This window comes from Halomonas sp. Y3 (genome assembly GCF_024137965.1).
In the GTDB taxonomy this organism is placed as follows: domain Bacteria; phylum Pseudomonadota; class Gammaproteobacteria; order Pseudomonadales; family Halomonadaceae; genus Halomonas; species Halomonas mongoliensis.
Genome location: NZ_CP099975.1, coordinates 1,660,587 through 1,680,704, shown reverse-complemented (window position 1 = coordinate 1,680,704; position 20,118 = coordinate 1,660,587). Strand labels below are relative to the sequence as shown.

General features: G+C 70.3%; 15 protein-coding genes. 4 read left to right on the top strand and 11 right to left on the bottom strand.

The genetic code is table 11. From position 1 onward, the window contains the following. Nucleotides 1-50: 50 nt before the first annotated feature. On the bottom strand, nt 51-1,514 hold the full coding sequence (locus tag NHL60_RS07990) for a glyceraldehyde-3-phosphate dehydrogenase (protein ID WP_253451187.1): 1,464 nt from the start codon (nt 1,512-1,514) through the stop codon (nt 51-53). 192 nt (nt 1,515-1,706) lie between these two features. On the opposite strand from NHL60_RS07990, the gene mfd reads away from it, so the two are divergent. Both mfd and NHL60_RS07980 read left to right on the top strand, forming a co-directional pair. Continuing rightward, entirely contained in the window at nt 1,707-5,156 is a 3,450-nt protein-coding gene (gene mfd / locus NHL60_RS07985; protein WP_253451184.1) for a transcription-repair coupling factor, read from the top strand. A gap of 169 nt (nt 5,157-5,325) precedes the next feature. Next, entirely contained in the window at nt 5,326-6,345 is a 1,020-nt protein-coding gene (locus tag NHL60_RS07980) for a L,D-transpeptidase family protein (protein WP_253451181.1), read from the top strand. Between the two features lie 109 nt (nt 6,346-6,454). Here the strand turns inward: NHL60_RS07980 and NHL60_RS07975 are convergent, their stop codons facing one another. Both NHL60_RS07975 and NHL60_RS07970 read right to left on the bottom strand, forming a co-directional pair. Then, a complete protein-coding gene (locus NHL60_RS07975; protein WP_253451178.1) occupies nt 6,455-6,718 on the bottom strand; it encodes an Lpp/OprI family alanine-zipper lipoprotein in 264 nt (87 codons plus the stop codon). Between the two features lie 179 nt (nt 6,719-6,897). After that, on the bottom strand, nt 6,898-7,512 hold the full coding sequence (locus NHL60_RS07970; protein WP_253451175.1) for a murein L,D-transpeptidase family protein: 615 nt from the start codon (nt 7,510-7,512) through the stop codon (nt 6,898-6,900). A 175-nt stretch (nt 7,513-7,687) separates the two neighbouring features. On the opposite strand from NHL60_RS07970, the gene NHL60_RS07965 reads away from it, so the two are divergent. Then, nucleotides 7,688-10,084 carry a xylulose 5-phosphate 3-epimerase gene (locus tag NHL60_RS07965; RefSeq protein ID WP_253451172.1) on the top strand — a complete coding sequence of 799 codons (2,397 nt, stop codon included), beginning with the start codon at nt 7,688-7,690 and terminating at the stop codon, nt 10,082-10,084. On the opposite strand, the gene NHL60_RS07960 is transcribed toward NHL60_RS07965, so the two are convergent. From NHL60_RS07960 to coxB, 4 genes are all read right to left on the bottom strand, one after another. Continuing rightward, complete coding sequence (locus tag NHL60_RS07960) at nt 10,081-12,255, bottom strand: cation-translocating P-type ATPase (RefSeq protein ID WP_301271099.1); 2,175 nt, start codon at nt 12,253-12,255, stop codon at nt 10,081-10,083. The two genes, NHL60_RS07965 and NHL60_RS07960, sit on opposite strands and share 4 nt — an antisense overlap. A gap of 142 nt (nt 12,256-12,397) precedes the next feature. Further along, on the bottom strand, nt 12,398-12,754 hold the full coding sequence (locus NHL60_RS07945) for a hypothetical protein (protein ID WP_253451168.1): 357 nt from the start codon (nt 12,752-12,754) through the stop codon (nt 12,398-12,400). Beyond that, nucleotides 12,751-15,279 (bottom strand): cytochrome c oxidase subunit I, encoded by a 2,529-nt coding sequence (gene ctaD / locus NHL60_RS07940; RefSeq protein ID WP_253451165.1) that lies wholly within the window; start codon nt 15,277-15,279, stop codon nt 12,751-12,753. The genes NHL60_RS07945 and ctaD overlap by 4 nt, the downstream gene beginning before the upstream one ends. Then, the gene (coxB, locus tag NHL60_RS07935) at nt 15,276-16,358 is read right to left on the bottom strand and encodes a cytochrome c oxidase subunit II (protein ID WP_367399348.1); all 1,083 of its coding nucleotides are present in this window, start codon (nt 16,356-16,358) and stop codon (nt 15,276-15,278) included. The genes ctaD and coxB overlap by 4 nt, the downstream gene beginning before the upstream one ends. A gap of 24 nt (nt 16,359-16,382) precedes the next feature. On the opposite strand from coxB, the gene NHL60_RS07930 reads away from it, so the two are divergent. After that, nucleotides 16,383-16,841 carry a DUF2231 domain-containing protein gene (locus NHL60_RS07930; protein ID WP_253451162.1) on the top strand — a complete coding sequence of 153 codons (459 nt, stop codon included), beginning with the start codon at nt 16,383-16,385 and terminating at the stop codon, nt 16,839-16,841. A 26-nt stretch (nt 16,842-16,867) separates the two neighbouring features. Here NHL60_RS07930 and NHL60_RS07925 read toward each other — a convergent pair whose 3' ends face one another. The 4 genes from NHL60_RS07925 to NHL60_RS07910 all read right to left on the bottom strand — a co-directional run bounded on the left by NHL60_RS07925 (nt 16,868) and on the right by NHL60_RS07910 (nt 20,028). After that, complete coding sequence (locus NHL60_RS07925) at nt 16,868-17,290, bottom strand: CopD family protein (protein WP_253451160.1); 423 nt, start codon at nt 17,288-17,290, stop codon at nt 16,868-16,870. Nucleotides 17,291-17,387: 97 nt separating this feature from the next. Further along, nucleotides 17,388-18,980, bottom strand: coding sequence for an ABC-F family ATPase (locus tag NHL60_RS07920; RefSeq protein WP_253451158.1), 1,593 nt, complete (start codon nt 18,978-18,980; stop codon nt 17,388-17,390). Nucleotides 18,981-19,118: 138 nt separating this feature from the next. After that, on the bottom strand, nt 19,119-19,550 hold the full coding sequence (locus NHL60_RS07915) for a hypothetical protein (protein ID WP_253451155.1): 432 nt from the start codon (nt 19,548-19,550) through the stop codon (nt 19,119-19,121). A gap of 10 nt (nt 19,551-19,560) precedes the next feature. Further along, entirely contained in the window at nt 19,561-20,028 is a 468-nt protein-coding gene (locus tag NHL60_RS07910; RefSeq protein WP_253451151.1) for a 2-hydroxyacyl-CoA dehydratase, read from the bottom strand. Nucleotides 20,029-20,118: the final 90 nt, after the last annotated feature.

Genomic DNA, 20,118 nt, shown 5'->3' with positions numbered 1-20,118 from the left:
TTGATCTCGCTGCGTCGTCAGCCGCTCACCGTCGAGCGGCCGTCGAGGGCTCAGGCGCCGACGCGGGGCAGCTTGAGGAAGTGCACGTTGGAGATGTGCTGCAGGATGCGCACCACCTGGCAGCTGTAGCCAAACTCGTTGTCGTACCAGACGTAGAGGACGGCGTTCTTGCCGTTGGCGATGGTCGCCTTGGCGTCGACGATACCGGCGTGGCGGTTGCCGACGAAATCGGTGGAGACCACCTCCGGGGAGTCGACGAAGTCGATCTGCTTCTGGAAGGGAGAGTCCAGGGACATGCGGCGCAGGAAGTCGTTGAGGGACTCGGCGTCGGTCTCCTTCTCCAGGCGCAGGTTGAGGATCGCCATGGAGACGTTGGGGGTCGGCACGCGGATGGCGTTGCCGGTCAGCTTGCCGGTCAGCTCCGGCAGCGCCTTGGAGACGGCCTTGGCGGCGCCGGTCTCGGTCAGCACCATGTTGAGCGGTGCGCTGCGGCCGCGGCGGTCACCCTTGTGGTAGTTGTCGATCAGGTTCTGGTCATTCGTGTAGGCGTGCACCGTCTCCACGTGGCCGTGCTCGACGCCGAACTCGTCGTTGAGCACCTTGAGCACCGGCACGATGGCATTGGTGGTACAGGAGGCCGCGGAGAGAATGCTGTCGTCGGCGCTGATATCGCCGTGGTTGATGCCGTAGACGATGTTCTTGATATCGCCCTTGCCCGGCGCGGTGAGCAGCGCCTTGGCCGCGCCCTTGCACTGCAGGTGCTGGCCGAGGCCGGCCTCGTCGCGCCAGATGCCGGTGTTGTCCACCACCACGGCGTTGTCGATGCCGTAGGCGGTGTAGTCGATCTCGGCGGGAGAGTCGGCGTAGATCACCTGGATGACGTTGCCGTTGGCGGTGATGGTGCGCGCCTCGGCGTCGACGCTGATGGTGCCGTCGAAGGGGCCGTGGACGGAGTCGCGGCGCAGCAGGCTGGCGCGCTTCTCCAGGTCCTTGGCGATATCGCCGCGGCCGCGCACGACGATGGCGCGCAGGCGCAGCAGGTTGCCGCCGCCGGCCTTCTCCACCAGCACCCGGGCCAGCAGGCGGCCGATGCGACCGAAGCCGTAGAGCACCACGTCCTGGGGCTCGCCGTTATTGCCGGCAGCGTCCTGCTTGTCGACGATCTCGGCCAGCTCCTTGCGCAGGAAGGCCACGGCGTCGCCGCCGCCCTGCTTCTTGAAGGCTACCCCCAGCTTGCCCACGTCGACGTGGGCCGGCCCCAGGTTGAGCTCGGTCATCGCCTGGACCAGCGGGTAGGTGTCCTGGACGGAGAGCTCGGTCCCCTCGACCTTCCGCACGAAGCGGTGGTCCTTCAGGATGCGGATCACGCTGCGATTGAAGAGCGAGCGCCCGTAGAGGGTGGTGACCACGTTGTTATGACGGTAGAGCCTACCGATCATCGGGATCATCTGCTCGGCAAGCGCCTGGTTGTCGTGCCATTCCTGGAAGACGGTATCGGAGGGTTGCTGACTCACGTGCGGCCTCACTGGTGGGGGTTGGAAGTTCGCGGCCATTATCCGGAGCCAGCCCCCGGGGTCAATCGAAGGATGGTCGCAGCCGCTGTAGCAACGTTACAGGAAGCGCCTCTTGACTACAGGCCGGAGGCCCGACGCGATCTGCTATCATGCCTCCTTTCCAAGCCCGTCCATAAGCCGACCGACGTGACCATGCCCAACTTCTCGCCGCTGGACCCGCCGCGCCCTGAAGGTATGCGCGACACCCTCTACTGGCAGGCTCCCCAGGGCAGCGCCAGCGCCCTGGCCCTGACGCGCCTGGCCCAGGACGCCCCCCTGCTGGTGATCACCGCCGACACCGCCCAGGCCCTGCGCCTGGAGAGCGAGCTGGCCTTCTACGGCCGCCGGCCGGTGCTCCCCTTCCCCGACTGGGAAACGCTGCCCTACGACAGCTTCTCGCCCCATCAGGACATCGTCTCGGCGCGGCTGCGCACCCTGCGCCGGCTGCAGGACGGCGAGCACGGCATCGTGCTGGTGCCCATCAACACCCTGATGCAGCGCCTGCCGCCGGTGGCGTACATCGCCGGGCGGGTGCTGACCCTGGAGGTGGGCCAGACCCTCGACCGTGAGCGCTTTCGGGAAGCGCTCTCCCGGGCCGGCTACCGGGCGGTAGAGACCGTCTTCGAACCCGGCGAGTACGCCCTGCGCGGCGCCATCATCGACCTCTTCCCCATGGGGGTGGAGGCGCCGCTGCGCATCGATCTGTTCGATGACGAGATCGACACCCTGCGCACCTTCGACCCGGACACCCAGCGCAGCGCCGAGAAGGTCGAACGCATCGAGCTGCTGCCCGCCCATGAGTATTCGCTGTCGCGCTCCGCCATCGCCTGCTTCCGGGAGGGGTTCGAGACCCTCTTCGACGTGGACCCGCGCCAGTGCCCCCTCTACGTGGATGCGCTCAAGGGGATCCCCTCCCCCGGCCTCGAGCAGTACCTGCCGCTCTTCTTCGACGAGACCGCCACCCTCTTCGACCACCTGGCCGAGGGCACCCGGGTGGCCCTGCTCCCCGACGCCTACGCCGCGGCGGAGCACCACTGGCGCGCCATCGAGAGCCGCTTCGAGAACCTCGGCGTCGACCCCACCCGGCCGCTGCTGCCCCCCCACCGCGCCTTCCTGCCGGTGGCCGAGCTGTTCGGCGCCATCAAGCGCCACCCCCGGGTCGAGCTGACCGAGGAGAGCGGCCATCGCCACGCCCTGGCGCCGCTGACCCAGCCGCTGCCGGAGATGAGTATCAACGCCCGGGCCAAGGAGCCCCTGGCGGCTCTCTCGGCCTTTCTGGGCGAGCACGCCGCGACCCGCGTCCTCTTCGTGGCCGAGTCCCGGGGGCGTCGGGAGGCGCTGGAGGAGGCCCTGGCCCCACTGCACCTCGCCCTGCCCCACGTGGAGGATTTCGCCGACTTCCTGGCCGGCGACGCCCGCCATGCCATCACCGAGGGGGAGCTCGCCGCCGGTCTCTGGCTCAGCGAGCCGGACCTCGCCGTGATCACCGAGTCCGAGCTCTACGGCGAGGTGGTTCGCCAGAGCCGGCGCCGGGAGAAGGCCACCGACGCCGACGCCCTGGCGATCCGCCACCTCTCGGAGCTGCGCCCCGGCGCCCCGGTGGTCCACCAGACCCACGGCGTCGGCCGCTACCGGGGCCTGGAGACCCTCGACGCCGGCGGCCAGGCCGCGGAGTTCGTGACCCTGGAGTACGCCGAAGGGGCGAAGCTCTACGTGCCGGTGGAGAGCCTGCATCTGATTTCGCGCTACGCCGGGGCCGACGACGAGCTCGCCCCTCTGCATCGTCTCGGCTCCGACCAGTGGGAGAAGGCCAGGAAGCGGGCCGCCGAGAAGATTCGCGACACCGCCGCCGAGCTGCTCGACATCTACGCCCGGCGAGAGGCCCGGGAGGGCTTCGCCTGCGCGGTGCCCGACGCCGAGTACGCCCGCTTCGCCGCCGCCTTCCCCTTCGAGGAGACCCCGGACCAGCGCGCCGCCATCGAGGCGGTGATCGCCGACATGAGCGCCCCGCGCCCCATGGACCGGGTGGTCTGCGGCGACGTCGGCTTCGGCAAGACCGAAGTGGCCATGCGCGCCGCCTTCCTCGCCGTGCACTCGGGCCGCCAGGTGGTGGTGCTGGTGCCCACCACCCTCCTCGCCCGCCAGCACTACGAGAACTTCCGCGACCGCTTCGCCGATACCGCGGTGAACATCGAGCTGGTCTCGCGCTTCACCGCCGGCAAGGGGCAGTCGGCGGCCATGAAGCGCATCGAGGAGGGCCAGGCCGATATCGTCATCGGCACCCACAAGCTGCTCTCGAAGTCCATGAAGCTGCCGAAGATGGGCCTGCTGATCATCGACGAGGAGCACCGCTTCGGGGTGGCCCAGAAGGAGCGCCTGAAGAGCCTGCGCGCCGAGGTGGACATCCTCACCATGACCGCCACGCCGATCCCCCGCACCCTGAACATGGCCATGAGCGGCATCCGCGACCTCTCCATCATCGCCACCCCGCCGGCGCGACGTCTCTCGGTGAAGACCTTCGTGCAGCGCCGGGAGGAGGCGGTGATCAAGGAGGCGCTGCTGCGCGAGATCCTGCGCGGCGGCCAGGTCTACTTCCTGCACAACGAGGTCAAGACCATCGAGACCGCCGCCGAGACGATCCGCGAGCTGGTGCCGGAAGCCCGGGTCGGCGTGGCTCATGGCCAGCTGCCGGAGCGGGCGCTGGAAAGGGTGATGTCGGACTTCTACCACAAGCGCTTCAACGTGCTGGTCTGCTCCACCATCATCGAGACCGGCATCGACGTACCCAGCGCCAACACCATCATCATCGAGCGCGCCGACAAGTTCGGCCTGGCCCAGCTGCACCAGCTGCGCGGCCGGGTCGGCCGCAGCCACCACCAGGCCTACGCCTACCTGCTCACCCCGCCGCCCAAGGCGATGACCCGGGACGCCATCAAGCGCCTGGAGGCGATCGGCGAGGCGGAGGATCTGGGCGCCGGCTTCACCCTGGCGAGCCACGACATGGAGATCCGCGGCGCCGGCGAGCTGCTCGGCGAGGAGCAGAGCGGCCAGATGGAGGCGATCGGCTACGGCCTCTACATGGAGATGCTCGACCGCGCCGTGGCGGCGATTCGCGCCGGCAGGACGCCCAATATCGAGGCGCCCCTGGACGAGGGCGTTGAGGTCAGCCTCAACCTGCCGGCGCTGATCCCGGGCGACTACCTCCCCGACGTCCAGCAGCGCCTGGTGATGTACAAGCGCATCGCCAGCGCCGCCGACGAGGGGGAGCTCAAGGAGCTGCAGGTGGAGATGATCGACCGCTTCGGGCTGCTGCCGGCACCGGTGAAGACCCTGCTGCGCCAGACGAAGCTGCGCCAGCGCGCCGAGCGGCTGGGCATCACCCGGCTGGAGGCGGGCCCCGAACGCGGCCGGGTGATCTTCGGCGGCGAGACCCGAGTCGACCCGCTGACCCTGGTGACGCTGATCCAGACCTCCCCGGAGCGCTACCGCCTGGATGGTGCCGATACCCTGCGCTTCCAGGCGGCCATGGCGCAGGAGGAGGCACGCTTCCAGGCCGTGGAGCAGCTGCTGGAGACCCTCAACCGCAAGGCCCAGGCGGCCTGAGCGCCGTCTCCAAAAGAGTGGCGAACCGCCGCGTCTCAGGGCAATCTATACTGTCGGCAAGACGTTTCGTCGCACCCGATATTCAGCGGAGCCAGGCAGGGAGCGCCGGGCCCCCTTCGTGATGGTTGACGTCGACCCCGTCGACGGCCTGCAGAGAAGAACGACGTTGATGAATACCACGACACTGGCCAGCCGTACCATCCGCTGCGCCCTCACCCTGGGGCTCTCCGCCCTGCTCGCCTCCGGCGCCCTGGCCGAGGAGCGGGAGTGGCCCCGCGGCCACTTCCCGCTTCCCGAGACGGGCAGCGTGATCGGCGAGAGCTATACGGTCACCGTCCAGGAGGGGGATACCCTGGTCGACCTCGCCCGCACCCATAACGTGGGCTATGAAGAGATCCGCATGGCCAACCCGGAGGTCAGCATCTGGGCCCCCTTCGCGGGCACCGAGGTGACGATCCCCAACCGGCATATCCTGCCCGACGCCGAACGCGAGGGGATCGTGATCAACCTCTCCGAGATGCGGCTCTACTACTACTCTGCTCCCGGCATGGTGGAGAGCTACCCGATCAGCGTGGGCCGCGACGGCTTCTCCACCCCGGTGGGGGTGACCCGCACCACCGTCAAGGTGAAGGACCCCCACTGGTCGCCGCCCCGCTCCATGCGTGCCGAGGCCGCCGCCCGGGGCGAGCCGCCCCCCGCCGTGGTGCCCCCCGGCCCGGACAACCCCCTGGGTCGCCACGCCATCCTGCTCGGCATTCCCAGCTACCTGATCCACGGCACCAACCGTCCGGACGGCGTCGGCATGCGCGTCAGCCGCGGCTGCATCCGCATGTTCCCGGAGGATATCGAGTCCCTCTACGAGCGCGTGCCCAGCGGCACCCGGGTCAATATCATCGACCAGCCCTTCAAGGCCGGCTGGTCCGACGACGGCGTACTCTACGCCCAGTCCTTCCCGCCCCTGGAGGAGAACGAGGCGAGCTTCGAGCCGCTGCTCAACGCCGTGGAGGTGGTGGCCCGCGCCTTCGGCGACGAGCAGCCGCCGGTAGACTACGCCCGCCTGCGAACCCTGATCGAGCAGCCCGACGGCCTGATCGTCTCGCTGCTGCACACGGCAGACGAGGCGCCCACTCCCGTCGAACCGGAAGTGGATGGCCTCTTCGGTGGGGAGCTTGAGCTCGGCGGGCGGTAACCGTCTGGCGAGATCGCCTTATCCCATAACGAGAAGACCCCGCCGTGGCGGGGTCTTCTCGTATTGCAGAACCATCGCTGCCCGGGGCAGCGCCGGCACTCCGGCAGAATTACTTCTGCATGGAGCGCTGGAACATGCGGTTCATTTCGTCGCGGTTCTGCTCGGACATCTGCAGAGCCGCCTGGGCGTCGCGCTGCGCCTGGTTGGCGGTGTTCTGGGCCTGAACGGCGATGCTGCGAGCTTCGGCAGCGTCGGCCTGTGCGGACTCGGCGGTCTGGCGGACTTCTTCCAGAGCGCTGGTGGAGGCACAGCCGGCCAGAATGGCCAGGGAGGCAGCGGCGGCGGTCAGCTTCAGGGTGGTCTTCAGAGTCATGGTGTTCTCCTTGAGTCTTCCTTGGGTACTGCGTTGGTGATTGCCTGACATTCAGGCTTCCTGCATGAGCAGGCCATCTTGCAGCGACTTGTGCTGCTTAGCACGGGAGTCAAACGCTGTTTTATTATAGACAACGGCGCTTGTCCATAGCTTTCAGCGTCCCTTGCGCAAGTATCAGCCTAGCGGATCACGACGCGGGTGCCAATGTCGATCAGCGACGACAGGCGCTCGATCTGTTCGTCGGTCACCGCCACGCACCCTTGGGTCCAGTGAAACTGCTGGTGAATCTCGGGATCCCCCTTGCCGATGCCGTGAATCCCGATGAATCCCCCCAGGGCCGTCTGCTGGGGCGGATAGCCCCGCCGACGGTAGTAGTCGAAGTAGTCGTCGTAGTCCTGCTGGCTGAAGACCCCCTCCTCCAGCGCCTGGCGGGCATGGGTCGGCGTCGGATAGTCGAGCCCGATGAAGATATGCCAGTCGCTCTCGCGGTTGAAGCGATTGACCCGAAACTCCCCCAGGGGCGTCACGTTGCTGCCCCGCCGGCGGGTCGACCTGGCACCGCTGCGCCCCAGGGAGATGGGCGCGAAGCGCTCAAGCAGCTGGTTGCCGCGATAGACGGTCAGGGTCGCCTCGCGATCATCCACCAGCACCCACACCTCATTATCATGGCGTGGCACATGGGCCCGGGAGATGATGGTCTCGATCAGGTTCGCTGATGCCTGGGGGATGCCGAGGAGCGCCAGGGGCGCCCCCAGGGCCAGCTGGGTGAAGCGGCGGCGGGAAAGCGGATTCATCGGGCTGACACTCGACGTGGACGGGGTGAATTTCCCCGTTTATAGCGCACTCCGGCGCTCCCTGTCAGCGCCCCCGAATCAACGTGGCAGCCAATGCTGGCCCGGGGCATGGCCAGCGACCTCTCCGCCATCTAGTCTGGTCACATCGCCTTTCACTTCAGGACAAGGAGTCCCCATGACCACTTCCCACCGCCGCGAGCTGCCTGCCACCCTGGCCGATGACCCGGACTTCGTCACCTGGGCCGCCGGCTACGGCGTCATCCAGCACGACCCGCTTACCGTGCAGCGCATCGCCGAGCTGCTGGCCGAGCGCGCCCCCGAGCCCGAACGCCGCCGCACCTGGCTCAAGCGCCTGGCCGCCGCCGATCGCCTGGCCTGCATGGGCATGTGGCTGGTGGCTCATATGACCTACGCCAGCCGCGTCCACCTTGATGGCTCCCCACTCGAGGTCGAGGCCTTCAAGCCCAATCCGGAGGGGCACACCGGCGGGGCGCTGAACATGGTGCCTGCCTATGTGGGCTACCTCACCGCCAACGCCATGGAGGGCGTGACCCGCAGCTGGCTGATGGGCCAGGGCCACTGCGTGGCGGCCATCGACGCCGTGAACCTGCTGGTGGACAACATGGGCCCTGCCCATGGGGCCCGCTACGAGCTCAGCGACGCGGGCCTGACCCGCCTGGTCAACGACTTCTACCGCTGCACGGTGGAGGCGGATGGCCGCCCCACCTCGCCGCTGGGCAGCCACGTCAACGCCCACACCGCCGGCGGCATCAGCGAAGGGGGCTACCTGGGATTCGCCGGCCTGCAGTATGTGCATATGCCGCTGCCGGAGCAGCGCCTGGTCGCCTTCCTCAGCGACGGCGCCTTCGAGGAGCAGCGCGGCAGCGACTGGGCCTCGCGCTGGTGGCGCCCCGACGACTCGGGCCCGGTGGTGCCGGTGATGATCGCCAACGGCCGGCGCATCGACCAGCGCACCACCATGAGCCAGTCCGGCGGCACCGACTGGTTCGAGGACCATCTGGTGCTCAACGGCTTCGCCCCGCTCACCATCGACGGCCGCGACCCGGCCGCCTTCGCCTGGGCCATCCTCACCGCCGAGGCGGAGCTCATGGACCAGGCCGAACAGGCCCGCGATGGCCGCACCCGCTACCCGCTGCGCCTCCCCTACGTGATCGCCGAGACGGTCAAGGGCTTCGGCTTCCCCGGCGCCGGCACCAACGCCGCCCACAACCTGCCGCTGGGGGGCAACCCCGCCACGGACGCCGCGGCCCGGCGCCTCTTCCATGAGGGAGCCGCCGCCCTGCACGTGCCGGAGACCGAGCTGCGCAGCGCCATTGCCACCCTCAACAACCACGCCGAGAGCGGCCGCGTGCGTGAGCGGGACCATGCGCTGGCCAACCCGCACCCCGAACCGCCCACCCTCCCCGAGCCGCCCACCTGGCCCCTGGACGAGGCGGTCTCGCCCATGGCCGCCATCGACGAGGCCTTCATAGCGCTGGTCGCGGCCAACCCCGGGCTGCGAGTACGGGTGGGCAACCCCGACGAGATGCGCTCCAACCGCCTCAACCTGACCCTCGACCGGCTCAGGCACCGCGTCACCGAACCGGAGCCGGGCGTCGCCGAGGCGCTGGATGGCGCCGTGATCACGGCACTCAACGAGGAAGCGGTGGTCAGCGCCGCCCTGGCCAACAAGCAGGGGCTCAACCTGGTGGCCAGCTACGAGGCCTTCGCGGTCAAGATGCTGGGCGCCATGCGCCAGGAGATCATCTTCGCCCGCCACTGCCGCGAGGCGGGCCGTGCCCCGGGCTGGCTGTCGCTGCCGGTGCTGGCCAGCTCCCACACCTGGGAGAACGGCAAGAACGAGCAGTCCCACCAGGACCCCACGCTCTGCGAGGCCTGGCTTGGCGAGATGGATGACGTGGCCCCCACCCTCTTCCCGGTGGACGCCCCCAGCGCCAGCGTGGCGCTGCTCGACCTCTACGCCAGCCGCGGCCGCATCGCCGTCATGGTGGTGCCCAAGAACCCGGTCCCGGTGCGCCTGACCGGGGATCAGGCCCGGGCGCTCTGCCGTGACGGCCTGCTCTGCCTGAGGCCGGCCGAGTCGGCCCGCCTGCAGCTCTTCGCGGTGGGGGCCTATCAGCTGGCCGAGATGGAGCGGGCCCTGGCGCGCCTGGAGGACGCCGGCATCGCCACCAGCCTCTATGTGATCCAGGAGCCCGGCAAGCTGCGCGAGGCCCGGGACGAGGACGAGGCCAGCGCCGTGCTCAGCCAGTGTCGCCTCAGCACCCTGGTGCCCGAGGTGCCCGCCCGGGTCTTTCTCGCCCACTGCCGCCCCGAGCCCCTGGCCGGCGTGCTGCGCCCCCTGGATACCGGGGCGCGCTCGCGCTTTCTGGGCTACCGCAACCGCGGCGGCACTCTGGACACCTTCGGCATGCTGTTTGCCAATCGCGCCACCTGGGCCCATGTCCTGGAGGCGGCCAGCGAGGTGGCCAGGCTCGACCTGGACGCCCTGCTCAGCGCAGACGAGCAGGCGGCCCTGGCCGGTGAAGGCGACCCGGAGGTGCTCCGCTAGCCGCGCCCCACCCCCAGCCGGGCGGCATTGGCCACCACCGAGAGCGAACTGGCCACCATGGCCAGCACTGCCACCTGGGGCGGGATCACCATCCAGGCAGCCAGCCCCAGGGCCAGGGCATTGTAGAGCGCGGAGAGCGTGAGGTTCTGGCGCATCACCCGCCGGGTGGCTCGGGCAGTGGCGATGGCGCAGGCCACCCCCTGCACGCCCTGGCCCAGCAGCTGGATGGCGGCGGCATCCCGGGCCGCGGCGCTGGCCTGCCCGGTGGCCACCCCCACCGTCGCCGCGGCCAGGGCCGGCGCATCGTTGATGCCATCTCCCACATAGAGCACCGGGCCCGGCAGTGCGGCCACCAGGTGGCGCTTGGCCTCCGGCGAGCGGCCGCCATAGCAGGCCGCCGGGGGCAGCCCCAAGCGCCGGCCGAGGCGACGCACCAGGGCCGGACGGTCGCCGCTGATCAGCGCCAGGACAAGCCCGTCCGCTGACAGCGTCTCCAGGGTTTCCCTCGCCCCGGGGGCGGGGGCATCCTCGAGCCATAGCGTGCCCAGCCACTGGCCATTGCGGGCCAGCGCCACCTCGCTGGCCCAGGGCGGCACGGCCTCGCCCTGCGCCGGCGCCGCAACCCGCTCGGCCAGCCAGCCCGGGGCACCGATGCAGAACCGCGTGCCATCGGCGTCCCGGGCTTCACGCCCCTGCCCGGGGTGCTCGACAAGCCCCGCTGGCGCCTCGCCCGGATCGATCCCCGCCTCGGCGGCGGCGGCGCGGATCGCGAGTCCCAGAGGGTGCTCGCTGCCCCACTCGGCCCGGGCCGCCAGGGCCAGCAGGTCATGCTCCGCCACGCCGGGGGCGGGCCTCAGGGCGGCCAGTCGAAGTGCCCCCAGGGTCAGGGTGCCGGTCTTGTCGAAGGCCACGGCGCGAACCTCGCCGGCGAGCTCCAGGGCCGCCGGGTCGCGAAACACCACGCCGGCCTCCAGCGCCCGGGCCGTGCCCGCCAGGCTCGCCAGGGGCACCGCCAGCCCCACCGCGCAGGGGCAGGCCACCACCAGCACCGAGAGGGCGCGCACCGCCGCCTCCTCCGGTGCCACCCCGGCCAGCAGCAGGGCGACCAGGGTAGCCAGCGCCAGCGCCAGGGCGGCGGGGCTGAGCCAGGCGGCGAAGCGCTCGGCCAGACGACGCAGCTCGCCCTTGCCCGCCTGCAGGGCCTGCACCTGGCGGTAGAGCCCATCCAGGCGCCGCTCGCCCACCCCAGCGGTCACCCTCAGGGTGAAGGGGGCTCCCAGGTTGCGACACCCCGCCGAGAGCCGCGCCCCCCGAGTCAGGGTGCGCGGGCGGCTCTCGCCGGTGAGCAGGGCGAGATCCAGCCGCGCCGCGGCATCGAGGAGCTCGCCATCCAGCGCCAGGGGCTCGCCGCTGGCCACGCGAATCCGCTCGCCGGGGAGCATCTCGGCCGCCGGCACCGGCTCAACCTTTTCATGCTCGCCGCTCCCCTCGCCACCCTCACCCTCGAGCCGAGAGACACGTTCCGGCAGCGGCGCCAGCCCCTCCAGGGCACGCAGCCCGCGATAGCGCGCCAGGGTCTCCACCCAGCGGCCCGCCAACAGCAGCAGCACCAGCATCACGGCGGTATCGAAGTAGACCTCAGCGGAGCCCCGCCAGAGCAGCCAGAGGGAGACCGCCAGTGCCCCCATCACCCCCAGCGAGACCAGGGCATCCATGCCGGGGCGCCCCGCGCGCAGGGTGCGCCAGGCGGCACGGTAGAAGGGCCAGGCGGCGAGCGTCACCACCGGCAGCGCGAAGGCGCCGGAGACCCAGGCCAATACCCGCTCCAGGCGCGGCTCCGGCAGGGCCCCGGCGTAGATCAAGAGCGACGCCAGCATGGTCCACATGCCGAACACCGCGGCCAGCAGCAGCCGTCCCGCCAGGGCCCGGCTCTCGCGGTCCAGCCGCTGGCGGGTATCCGGCGCCGCCTCCAGGTCGCACAGCCGGTAGCCGAGTCGGCCAAGCGCCGCCGCTACCCGCTCGGGCGCCACCGCCGCCGGCGTGCCCTCCACCAGCAGGGTGGCGGAGAGGTAGTCGACTCCCGCCCGGCTTACCCCGGGCAGGCGCCCCAGGCGGTGCTCGATGGCCAGGGCGCAGCTGGTGCACCACATCCCTTCCACTGAGCAGAGCAAGTGGGCCTCACCCTCCGCGACGCGCTCGTCCGGGACATGCCCGTCCGGGACATGCCCGTCTGGGACGCGCCCGTCCTCGGCGTCTCGCGAGGCACCCAGGGAGGGAGAGGAAAAAGGAGAAGGTGCGGCCATGACACCTCCCCTAGAGGCACGGCGGCAGAGCCAGGATGGGCAGGCCGACGAAGGCCACCCCGGCCGCCGAGAAGAGATGCAGCCCGGCCCCCGTCAGGGCGATAAAGCGCGACCCGCCCACGCCGCCCCGGCCGGCCCTGAGCCCTCGCCAGGCCAGCCAGCCAAGCAGCCCCAGGGTGGCCAGGGTAAGCAGGGCGAGCGCGCCGTTGATGGCGGTGAGCACCCCCTGCCCCGGCGCCGGCGGCGCCAGCTCGCAGGCCACCGAGAGCCCGCCGTAGAGGGCCACGAACCAGAGGCTCCAGAGGGTCAGCCCCAGCAGCAGCTGGGCGGGGTGGCTCGGCGCCAGCCAACGACGCAGCGGATTCATGGGCCGCCTCCCGTCAGCCGCGGCAGCAGCGCCATGGCGGCCACCAGGATCCAGTAGGCGCCGAGCTGGTAGCGCCACAGCAGTGCCACCACCCCGGGCTCGAAGGGCAGCCGGGCCCCCACCAGGCCGAGGCCGGCGCGCCAGGCCTGAAGCGCGGCGAGCAGAGCGGCGAGCCCGCCATGCCCCAGCAGATAGGCGAGCCCTACCAGCAGGGTGGCGTCGTGGGCCGTGGCGGTGGGCGCGAGGCCCGCATCGAGCAGTACGACGACCAGCAGGGCCACATGCAGCCCACCCAGCGCCGCGATGCCCCCAAGCGCCAGCACCAGGCCCGCCTCGCGGCCGCGTATCAGCGCCGCCACCCGGCGCTCCAGCCAGAGGGCGCCCAGGGTGAGCGCCGCCCCGGAGGCGAGCAGCAGCAGCAGCGAAAGCGGCGAGCGCGCCGGCATCTGCCACTGGGGCGAGACCGTCCAGAGATAGAACCAGCCGAACAGCAGCGCCAGGAAGAAGGCGCCGTCGGCGAGCAGCGCCACCTCCATGGTCCAGCGCCCGGGGCCGTCGGCGGTACGCGAGTGCAGCGGCGGGTCCTCGGGCTCATCGTGGCCAAGAGGCGCGGCCCGGCGGTGGCCGCCGTTCTCCCAGGACCAGCGCAGCAGCAGCACCCCGGCGCCGGCCAGGCCCAGCAGCGACAGCGGGTAGAGGCGTATCAGCAGGCTCACGCAGACCACCGCCAGGCAGAGGGCGGCATAGAGCGGCAGCAGGCTGTTGCCGGGCAGGTGGATCAGCTCGCGCACCCGGCCGGTGAGCGCCTCGCCGCCGAGCAGCTCGCGGCGGCCATGGGCGGCGCCGGGGCGCACACCCTCGCCGCGGGCGATGGCGTCGCCCAGGGTCGGCGTCTCCCAGAGCGGGTGACGGCTCTCCACCCGGGGCAGGCTGGCGAAGTTGTAGCTGGCCGGCGGCATCGAAAGGCTCCACTCCAGGGTGTCGGCGCCCCAGGGGTTGCGCGGCGCAGTGCGCCCGTAGCGACCGTGGAGCACGAGATCGACCAGCACCGCGGCGATACCCGCCGCCATCATGAAGCCGCCGAGGGAGGAGATCAGGTTGACGAGGTCCCAACCCATGGCGCTGTCGTAGGTGTAGACCCGCCGCGGCATGCCGAGAAGCCCGGTCCAGTGCATGATCAGGAAGGTGAGGTTGAAGCCCAAGAAGGTGAGCCAGAAGCCCAGCCGGCCGAGGCGCTCCGAGGGCATGCGCCCGGTGACCAGCGGCAGCCAGTAGTAGGCCCCGGCCACCAGCGGGAAGAACATGCCGCCCACCAGCACATAGTGCAGATGGGCCACCACGAAGTGGGTGTCATGGACCTGCCAGTTGAAGGGCACCAGCGCCAGCATCACCCCGGTGAGCCCGCCGCAGACGAAGATCACCAGGAAACCAGTGACCCACAGCATCGGCACGGTCATGCGCGGCTTGCCTAGCCAGAGCGTCGCCAGCCAGACGAACACCTGAATGGCGGTGGGCACCGCCACCAGCATGCTGGCCGCCGAGAAGAAAGCCTGGGCGAGCTGGGGGATGCCCACGGCGAACATATGGTGCACCCAGAGCCCGAAGCTGATGAAGCCGGTGATGACGATGGCCGCCACCACCCAGCCGTAGCCGACGATGGGGCGTCCGGCGAAGACTGGGATCAGGGTCGAGACGATACCCGCCGCCGGCAGGAAGATGATGTAGACCTCGGGGTGGCCGAAGAGCCAGAAGAGGTGCTGCCAGAGGATGGGGTCGCCGCCCCCGGCCACCGTGAAGAAGGGCATCCCGGCGGCACGCTCCAGCTCCAGCAGCACGCTGCCGAGAATCAGCGGCGGGAAGCCCACCACGATCATCAGCGCCATGGCGAGGATATACCAGGCGAACAGCGGCATGCGGTGCAGCGCCATGCCCGGCGCCCGGGTGCGCAGGATCGAGACGGTGATCTCCACCCCGGCGGCCAGGGCCGAAATCTCCACGAAGGTGATGCCCAGCAGCCAGAAGTCGGAGCCCGGCCCGGGGGCGAACTCGCTGCTGCTCAGCGGGGTGTACATGAACCAGCCGCTGTCCGGGGCCATCTCCAGCAGCAGGCTCGAGAAGAGGATGATGCCGCCGAACAGGTAGCACCAGTAGCCGAAGGCGGTGAGCCGCGGGCAGACCAGGTCCCGGGTGCCGATCATCTTGGGGATCAGGTAGATCGCCAGCCCCTCCAGCATGGGGATGGCGAACAGGAACATCATCACCGTGCCGTGCATGGTGGTGACCTGGGCGTAGATCTCCGGCGACATGAAGGCCTGGTCGGGCAGCGCCAGCTGGGTGCGGATCAGCATCGCCAGCACGCCGCCGAGCAGGAAGAAGACCAGGCCCGTGGCCATGAAGCGCAGCCCCAGGGTGCTGTGGTTGACCACGCTGAGCCGGCCGCGCCAGCCCGGGGGGTTGCCCCAGACCGCCTCGAGCTCCCGGTGCAGGCGCTCGGCCTCGGGGGTGGGTCGCATCGTCTCGCTCATGGGCGCAGGGTCTCCAGCCAGGCGCCCAGGGCGTCGAGGACCTCGGGCGCGAGGTGATCGTGGGCGGGCATGCGATTGCCGGGCTTGAGGCGCTGGTGCTCGGCGAGCCAGCGGGCCACGGCCCCCTCCTCCATGGCCAGGGTCCCGGCACCCAGGGTGGCCCGGGCGCCGAGATCGGTCAGGTCGGGGCCGATGCCACCCTCGGCGAGCCCCGCCACCCGGTGGCAGCTGGCGCAGTGCGCGGCGAAGGTCTCCCGGGCCGAGGCGTGCTCGTCCGGTGAATCCGGCGACTCTGGCTCGGCCTCCCGGCGCGACGCCAGCCAGGCCTCGAATTCCTCGGGCGGCACCGCTTCCACGTGGAGCTGCATATGGGCGTGCTGCACCCCACAGTATTCGGCGCACTGGGCGCCGAAGACGCCAGGAGCGTCGGCCTCGAGACGGATACGGTTGATGCGCCCGGGGATCATGTCGATCTTGCCGCCCAGGCGCGGCACCCAGAAGGCGTGGATGACGTCGGCGCCGGTGACGTGGAAGTCCACCGGCTCGCCGACGGGCATCACCAGGTGGTTGGCGGTGACCACCTCCCCCGCCTCGTCCGGGTAGCGGACCTCCCACCACCACTGGTGGCCGGTGACCTCGATCACTTGAGGAGACTCGCCGCCGGGCAGCGGCAGGGGCAGCAGCCGCTGTCCCGCGGGCACCCCGAAGGCCAGCAGTATCAGGATGCTCACCCCGGGGAGCAGGATGCCGCCGCCCAGGATCCAGCGCAGCCCCAGCCGGCGCTCCGCCTCCGGGCTGCGCGAGGGCCGCTCCCGAGGCCGGAAGGCGGCCAGCCAGAGCGCCACCACCGCCACGAACACCAGTCCGAAGCCTGCCAGCATGCCCCACCAGAGCCAGGCCACGTCCCGGGCCGCGGGCCCCGCCGGGTCGAGGATCGAGTGGCTGCCGCTGCAGCCGGCCGCTCCCATGGCGAGCGCCACGGTGAGCCCCCCACCCGCTCCCCGGAGCCGCGCCCGGCGCGGCGGGCCCGGGTTGACCCGTCGGCCGCCGCGGCCTTCACTGAGGGGGACGCCACCCATGACGCCATCGACAGGGACGCCGCCATGCCAACGCCCCCAAAGCGCTCCATCCGCAGCCGCGCCGCCGTCGCCGGCCACCCCCTGCACCCGGTGATGATCCACTTCCCGGTGGCCGCCCTGCTCGCCCTGGTGGCCAGCGATCTCGGCTACCTCTACACCGGTGATCCCTTCTGGGCCCGCGCCTCGCTGTGGCTGGCCGGGGTCGGCGCCTTCGGCGGCTGGGTGGCGAGCCTCGCCGGCGTCATCGACCTGGTGACGGTGCGCGGCATTCGCCGCCTGGTGACCGCCTGGAGCCACGCCATGGTGGCGGTAGTGATGCTCTCGCTCGCCTCGCTCAACTGGCTGTGGCGCTTTCTCGGCGAGGCCCTGCTGCCTTGGGGCCTGGCGCTGAGCCTCGCCACCGCCGCGCTGATCGCCCTGGCGGGCTTTCTCGGCGGGCAGCTGGTCTACGAGCATGCGGTGGGCGTGGACCTGGACGACTGACGGCTGCGGCATCCTCTTCCTCCCCCTTACAGCGCCGGCTTGGCCAGCACCAGGCCGACCACCGCCAGCATGGCGAGCCCCGCCACGCTGCCGGCCAGGACGGCGCCGGCCGCCACCCCGCGGGGGCGCTCCTGCTCCAGGCGCAGCAGCAGCCAGCCGCACAGGCCGTGGGCCAGCACCATGACGGAGACCGACAGCAACTTGAGCACCAGCCAGGGGCCGGCGAGGCCGTGGAGCAGGAACAGCAGGGTGCCGGAGGCGATGGCAAGCAGCGCCGCGGGACTCGCCAGGCCGTTGTAGAGCAGCCGCGGCAGCGGTGGCGCGCCGGGAGAGAGGCCCTGGGCGACGCGCTCGGGGCGCGCCAGCTGGCAGAGCAGCGCCGGCAGGTAGAGCAGTGCGCCGCACCAGCTCAGCAGGGCGACGATGTGCAGGAACTTGAGCCAGGGCATGGGCATCCTTGCGGCGGCGCCGGCCCGCGGCCGGCAACACCCTCACCCTAGTTCAGCGTCGGCGAAGGGGCCAAGGCGGCCCTCAACGCCCCAACCCTCAGCCGTAGAGGCCCTGGCTCCTCAGGTAGTCGTCGTAGCTGCCGCTGAAGTCGGTGATGCCCGTCTCGCTCATGTCGAGGATGCGGGTCGCCAGGGAGGAGACGAACTCGCGGTCGTGGCTGACGAAGATAAGGGTGCCAGGATAGTGCTCGAGGGCCAGGTTGAGCGCCTCGATGGACTCCATGTCGAGGTGGTTGGTGGGCTCGTCCATCAAGAGCACGTTGGGCCGGGTCAGGGTCAGCTTGCCGAACAGCATGCGCCCCTGCTCGCCGCCGGAGATCACCTTCACCGACTTGCCGATGTCGTCGCTGGAGAAGAGCATGCGCCCCAGCGCCCCGCGGATCACCTGCTCGCCGCCGTCGGTCCACTGGGCCATCCATTCGAACAGGGTGGCGTCATTGGCGAAGTCGTCGGCGTGGTCCTGGGCGAAGTGGCCGAGGTCGGCGCTGTCGGTCCACTTCACGCTGCCGGCAAGCGGCGAAAGCTCACCGGCCAGGGTGCGCAGCAGGGTGGTCTTGCCGATGCCGTTGGGGCCGATGATGGCGATGCGCTCGCCGGCCTCCACGGTCATGCCGAAACCCTCGACCAGCGGCGCCTCGCCGGGGTAGCCCTGGGCGAGCCCCTCCACGTTGACCGCGTTGCGGTGGATCTTGCGCGCCTGCTCGAAGCGGATGAAGGGGCTGACCCGGCTCGAGGGCTTGATCTCCTCGAGCTTGATCTTGTCGATCTGGCGCGCCCGGGAGGTGGCCTGCTTGGCCTTGGAGGCGTTGGCCGAGAAGCGGCTGACGAAGGCCTGGAGGTCGGCGATCTGCGCCTTCTTCTTGGCGTTGTCGGCGTGCTGGCGCTCCCGGGCGGCGGTGGCCGCGGTCATGTAGTCGTCGTAGTTGCCCGGAAAGAGACGGATCTCGCCGTAGTCCAGGTCCGCCATATGGGTGCAGACGCTGTTGAGGAAGTGGCGGTCGTGGGAAATGATGATCATGGTGCTGTTGCGCGCCGTGAGCACCCCCTCCAGCCAGCGGATGGTGTTGATATCCAGGTGGTTGGTGGGCTCGTCGAGGAGCAGCACGTCGGGGTCGGAGAAGAGCGCCTGGGCCAGCAGCACGCGCAGCTTCCAGCCCGGGGCCACCTCGCTCATGGGACCCGTATGCTGTTCGATGGGAATGCCGAGCCCCAGCAGCAGTTCGCCGGCGCGGGCCTCGGCGGTGTAGCCGTCGAGCTCGGCGAAGCGCACCTCCAGGTCGGCCACCGCCATGCCATCCTCCTCGCTCATCTCGGGCAGGGAGTAGATGCGCTCGCGCTCCGCCGCCACCTGGGAGAGCTCGGCATTGCCCATGATCACGGTGTCGATGACCCGCTCGTCCTCGTAGGCGAACTGGTCCTGGCGCAGCTTGCCGAGCCGGGCGCCGGACTCGACCATGACCTGGCCCGAGGAGGGCTCGAGGTCGCCGCCGAGGATCTTCATGAAGGTGGACTTGCCGCAGCCATTGGCGCCGATCAGGCCGTAGCGGTGGCCGTTGCCGAACTTGATGGAGACGTTCTCGAACAGGGGCTTGGCCCCGAACTGCATGGTGATGTTGGCGGTGGAGATCAAGGAGAGGGTCCGGTCGGTGCATGGAAGGGGCGCGATTGTACCGGTTATGGCCGCCCTTCACACCGCCCCTGAGTCAACAACGTCACGGCCCCGGCGGGTACTCCGCCGGGGCCGCGCGTCACCTCGCCTGGGAACTCCTCAGTCGTGACGCTCCACGTTGAAGATGCTCTGCAGCTTATGCTTCTTGCCGTAGATATGCACCGTGGTGTCGTCGAAGGGGAAGCGCTCCAGGTAGGGGCTGTCCGAGTTGAAGCGCGGCTTGTGGGCGTTGATCATCGCCGCGGCCAGGCGCTCCCGGTTGGCATGGCCGCTGAGCCCCACCGCGTACCAGATCTCCTCGTCGGCCTGCGGGAAGGCGAGCCATTTCTCGCGATGGCCGTCATGCTGCAGGCCGTGGCGGGCGCTTCTGTGCTCACCCACGTAGAGCAGCTCCTGAACGTCCATCTCCTCGGTCTCGGGGTCCTTCGCCGCCCGGAAAACGCAGTAGATGCCGGAGTCATCCGGCGCCTCCCTGAGATTGCCCTCGGTCCAGTAGCCAAGCATCTTGGGGGATAGAATCTGTTCGCTCATTATCACCTCCTCAGTAGTCTTCAAGCCGCTGAATATCCCGGGCGATACGCCGCACCTCGGCGTCGTGGCCGGCCGCCAGGGCCTCGAAGAAGGCCGTCTCGTCGCGGCCGCCGGCCAGCTCTGCCCGGTGGGCGTAGAGATCCTGCAGGGTGCGATGAGCGGTCAGGGCGGTGGCGAGGACATCCTGGACGCTGTCGCTCCCGAGACCCTCCGGCAGGCGCTCGAGCACCGGCGGGTGGGGAAAGTCGGCCGGGTCGTCGAACCAGGTATCGAGCACCTGGCTGTGATCGCTGCCGTCATCCAGATAGCCGGTGAGGTCGCTCTCCTGCTTGCGCTCGCGCTCGGCCAGGTACTCCAGCGCCATGCGCACGCGCTCATCGACATCCCCTCCCCCTGCCAGGGCCGTGTACTGCTCGGCCAGCCGGCGATGGTAGCCGGCCGCCCAGTCGACCAGCTCCTTGACCTGATGGAATCGCATGGCACCTCCTCCCTATCGTTGTCGTCATCGCGTGCCGTCCGCCGCGCTGCTCTTGCCTTCAGCGTAGCCAAGGGCAACGACGGCTGCTTG

Coding starts and splice junctions, on each gene's coding strand:
- NHL60_RS07980 (WP_253451181.1), top strand. CDS start 5,326: ATGAATACCACGACACTGGCCAGCCGTACCATCCGCTGCGCCCTCACC.
- NHL60_RS07930 (WP_253451162.1), top strand. CDS start 16,383: ATGCCAACGCCCCCAAAGCGCTCCATCCGCAGCCGCGCCGCCGTCGCC.
- NHL60_RS07925 (WP_253451160.1), bottom strand. CDS start 17,290: ATGCCCTGGCTCAAGTTCCTGCACATCGTCGCCCTGCTGAGCTGGTGC.
- NHL60_RS07970 (WP_253451175.1), bottom strand. CDS start 7,512: ATGAATCCGCTTTCCCGCCGCCGCTTCACCCAGCTGGCCCTGGGGGCG.
- NHL60_RS07965 (WP_253451172.1), top strand. CDS start 7,688: ATGACCACTTCCCACCGCCGCGAGCTGCCTGCCACCCTGGCCGATGAC.
- ctaD (WP_253451165.1), bottom strand. CDS start 15,279: ATGAGCGAGACGATGCGACCCACCCCCGAGGCCGAGCGCCTGCACCGG.
- NHL60_RS07975 (WP_253451178.1), bottom strand. CDS start 6,718: ATGACTCTGAAGACCACCCTGAAGCTGACCGCCGCCGCTGCCTCCCTG.
- NHL60_RS07915 (WP_253451155.1), bottom strand. CDS start 19,550: ATGAGCGAACAGATTCTATCCCCCAAGATGCTTGGCTACTGGACCGAG.
- NHL60_RS07945 (WP_253451168.1), bottom strand. CDS start 12,754: ATGAATCCGCTGCGTCGTTGGCTGGCGCCGAGCCACCCCGCCCAGCTG.
- NHL60_RS07910 (WP_253451151.1), bottom strand. CDS start 20,028: ATGCGATTCCATCAGGTCAAGGAGCTGGTCGACTGGGCGGCCGGCTAC.
- mfd (WP_253451184.1), top strand. CDS start 1,707: ATGCCCAACTTCTCGCCGCTGGACCCGCCGCGCCCTGAAGGTATGCGC.
- coxB (WP_367399348.1), bottom strand. CDS start 16,358: ATGGGTGGCGTCCCCCTCAGTGAAGGCCGCGGCGGCCGACGGGTCAAC.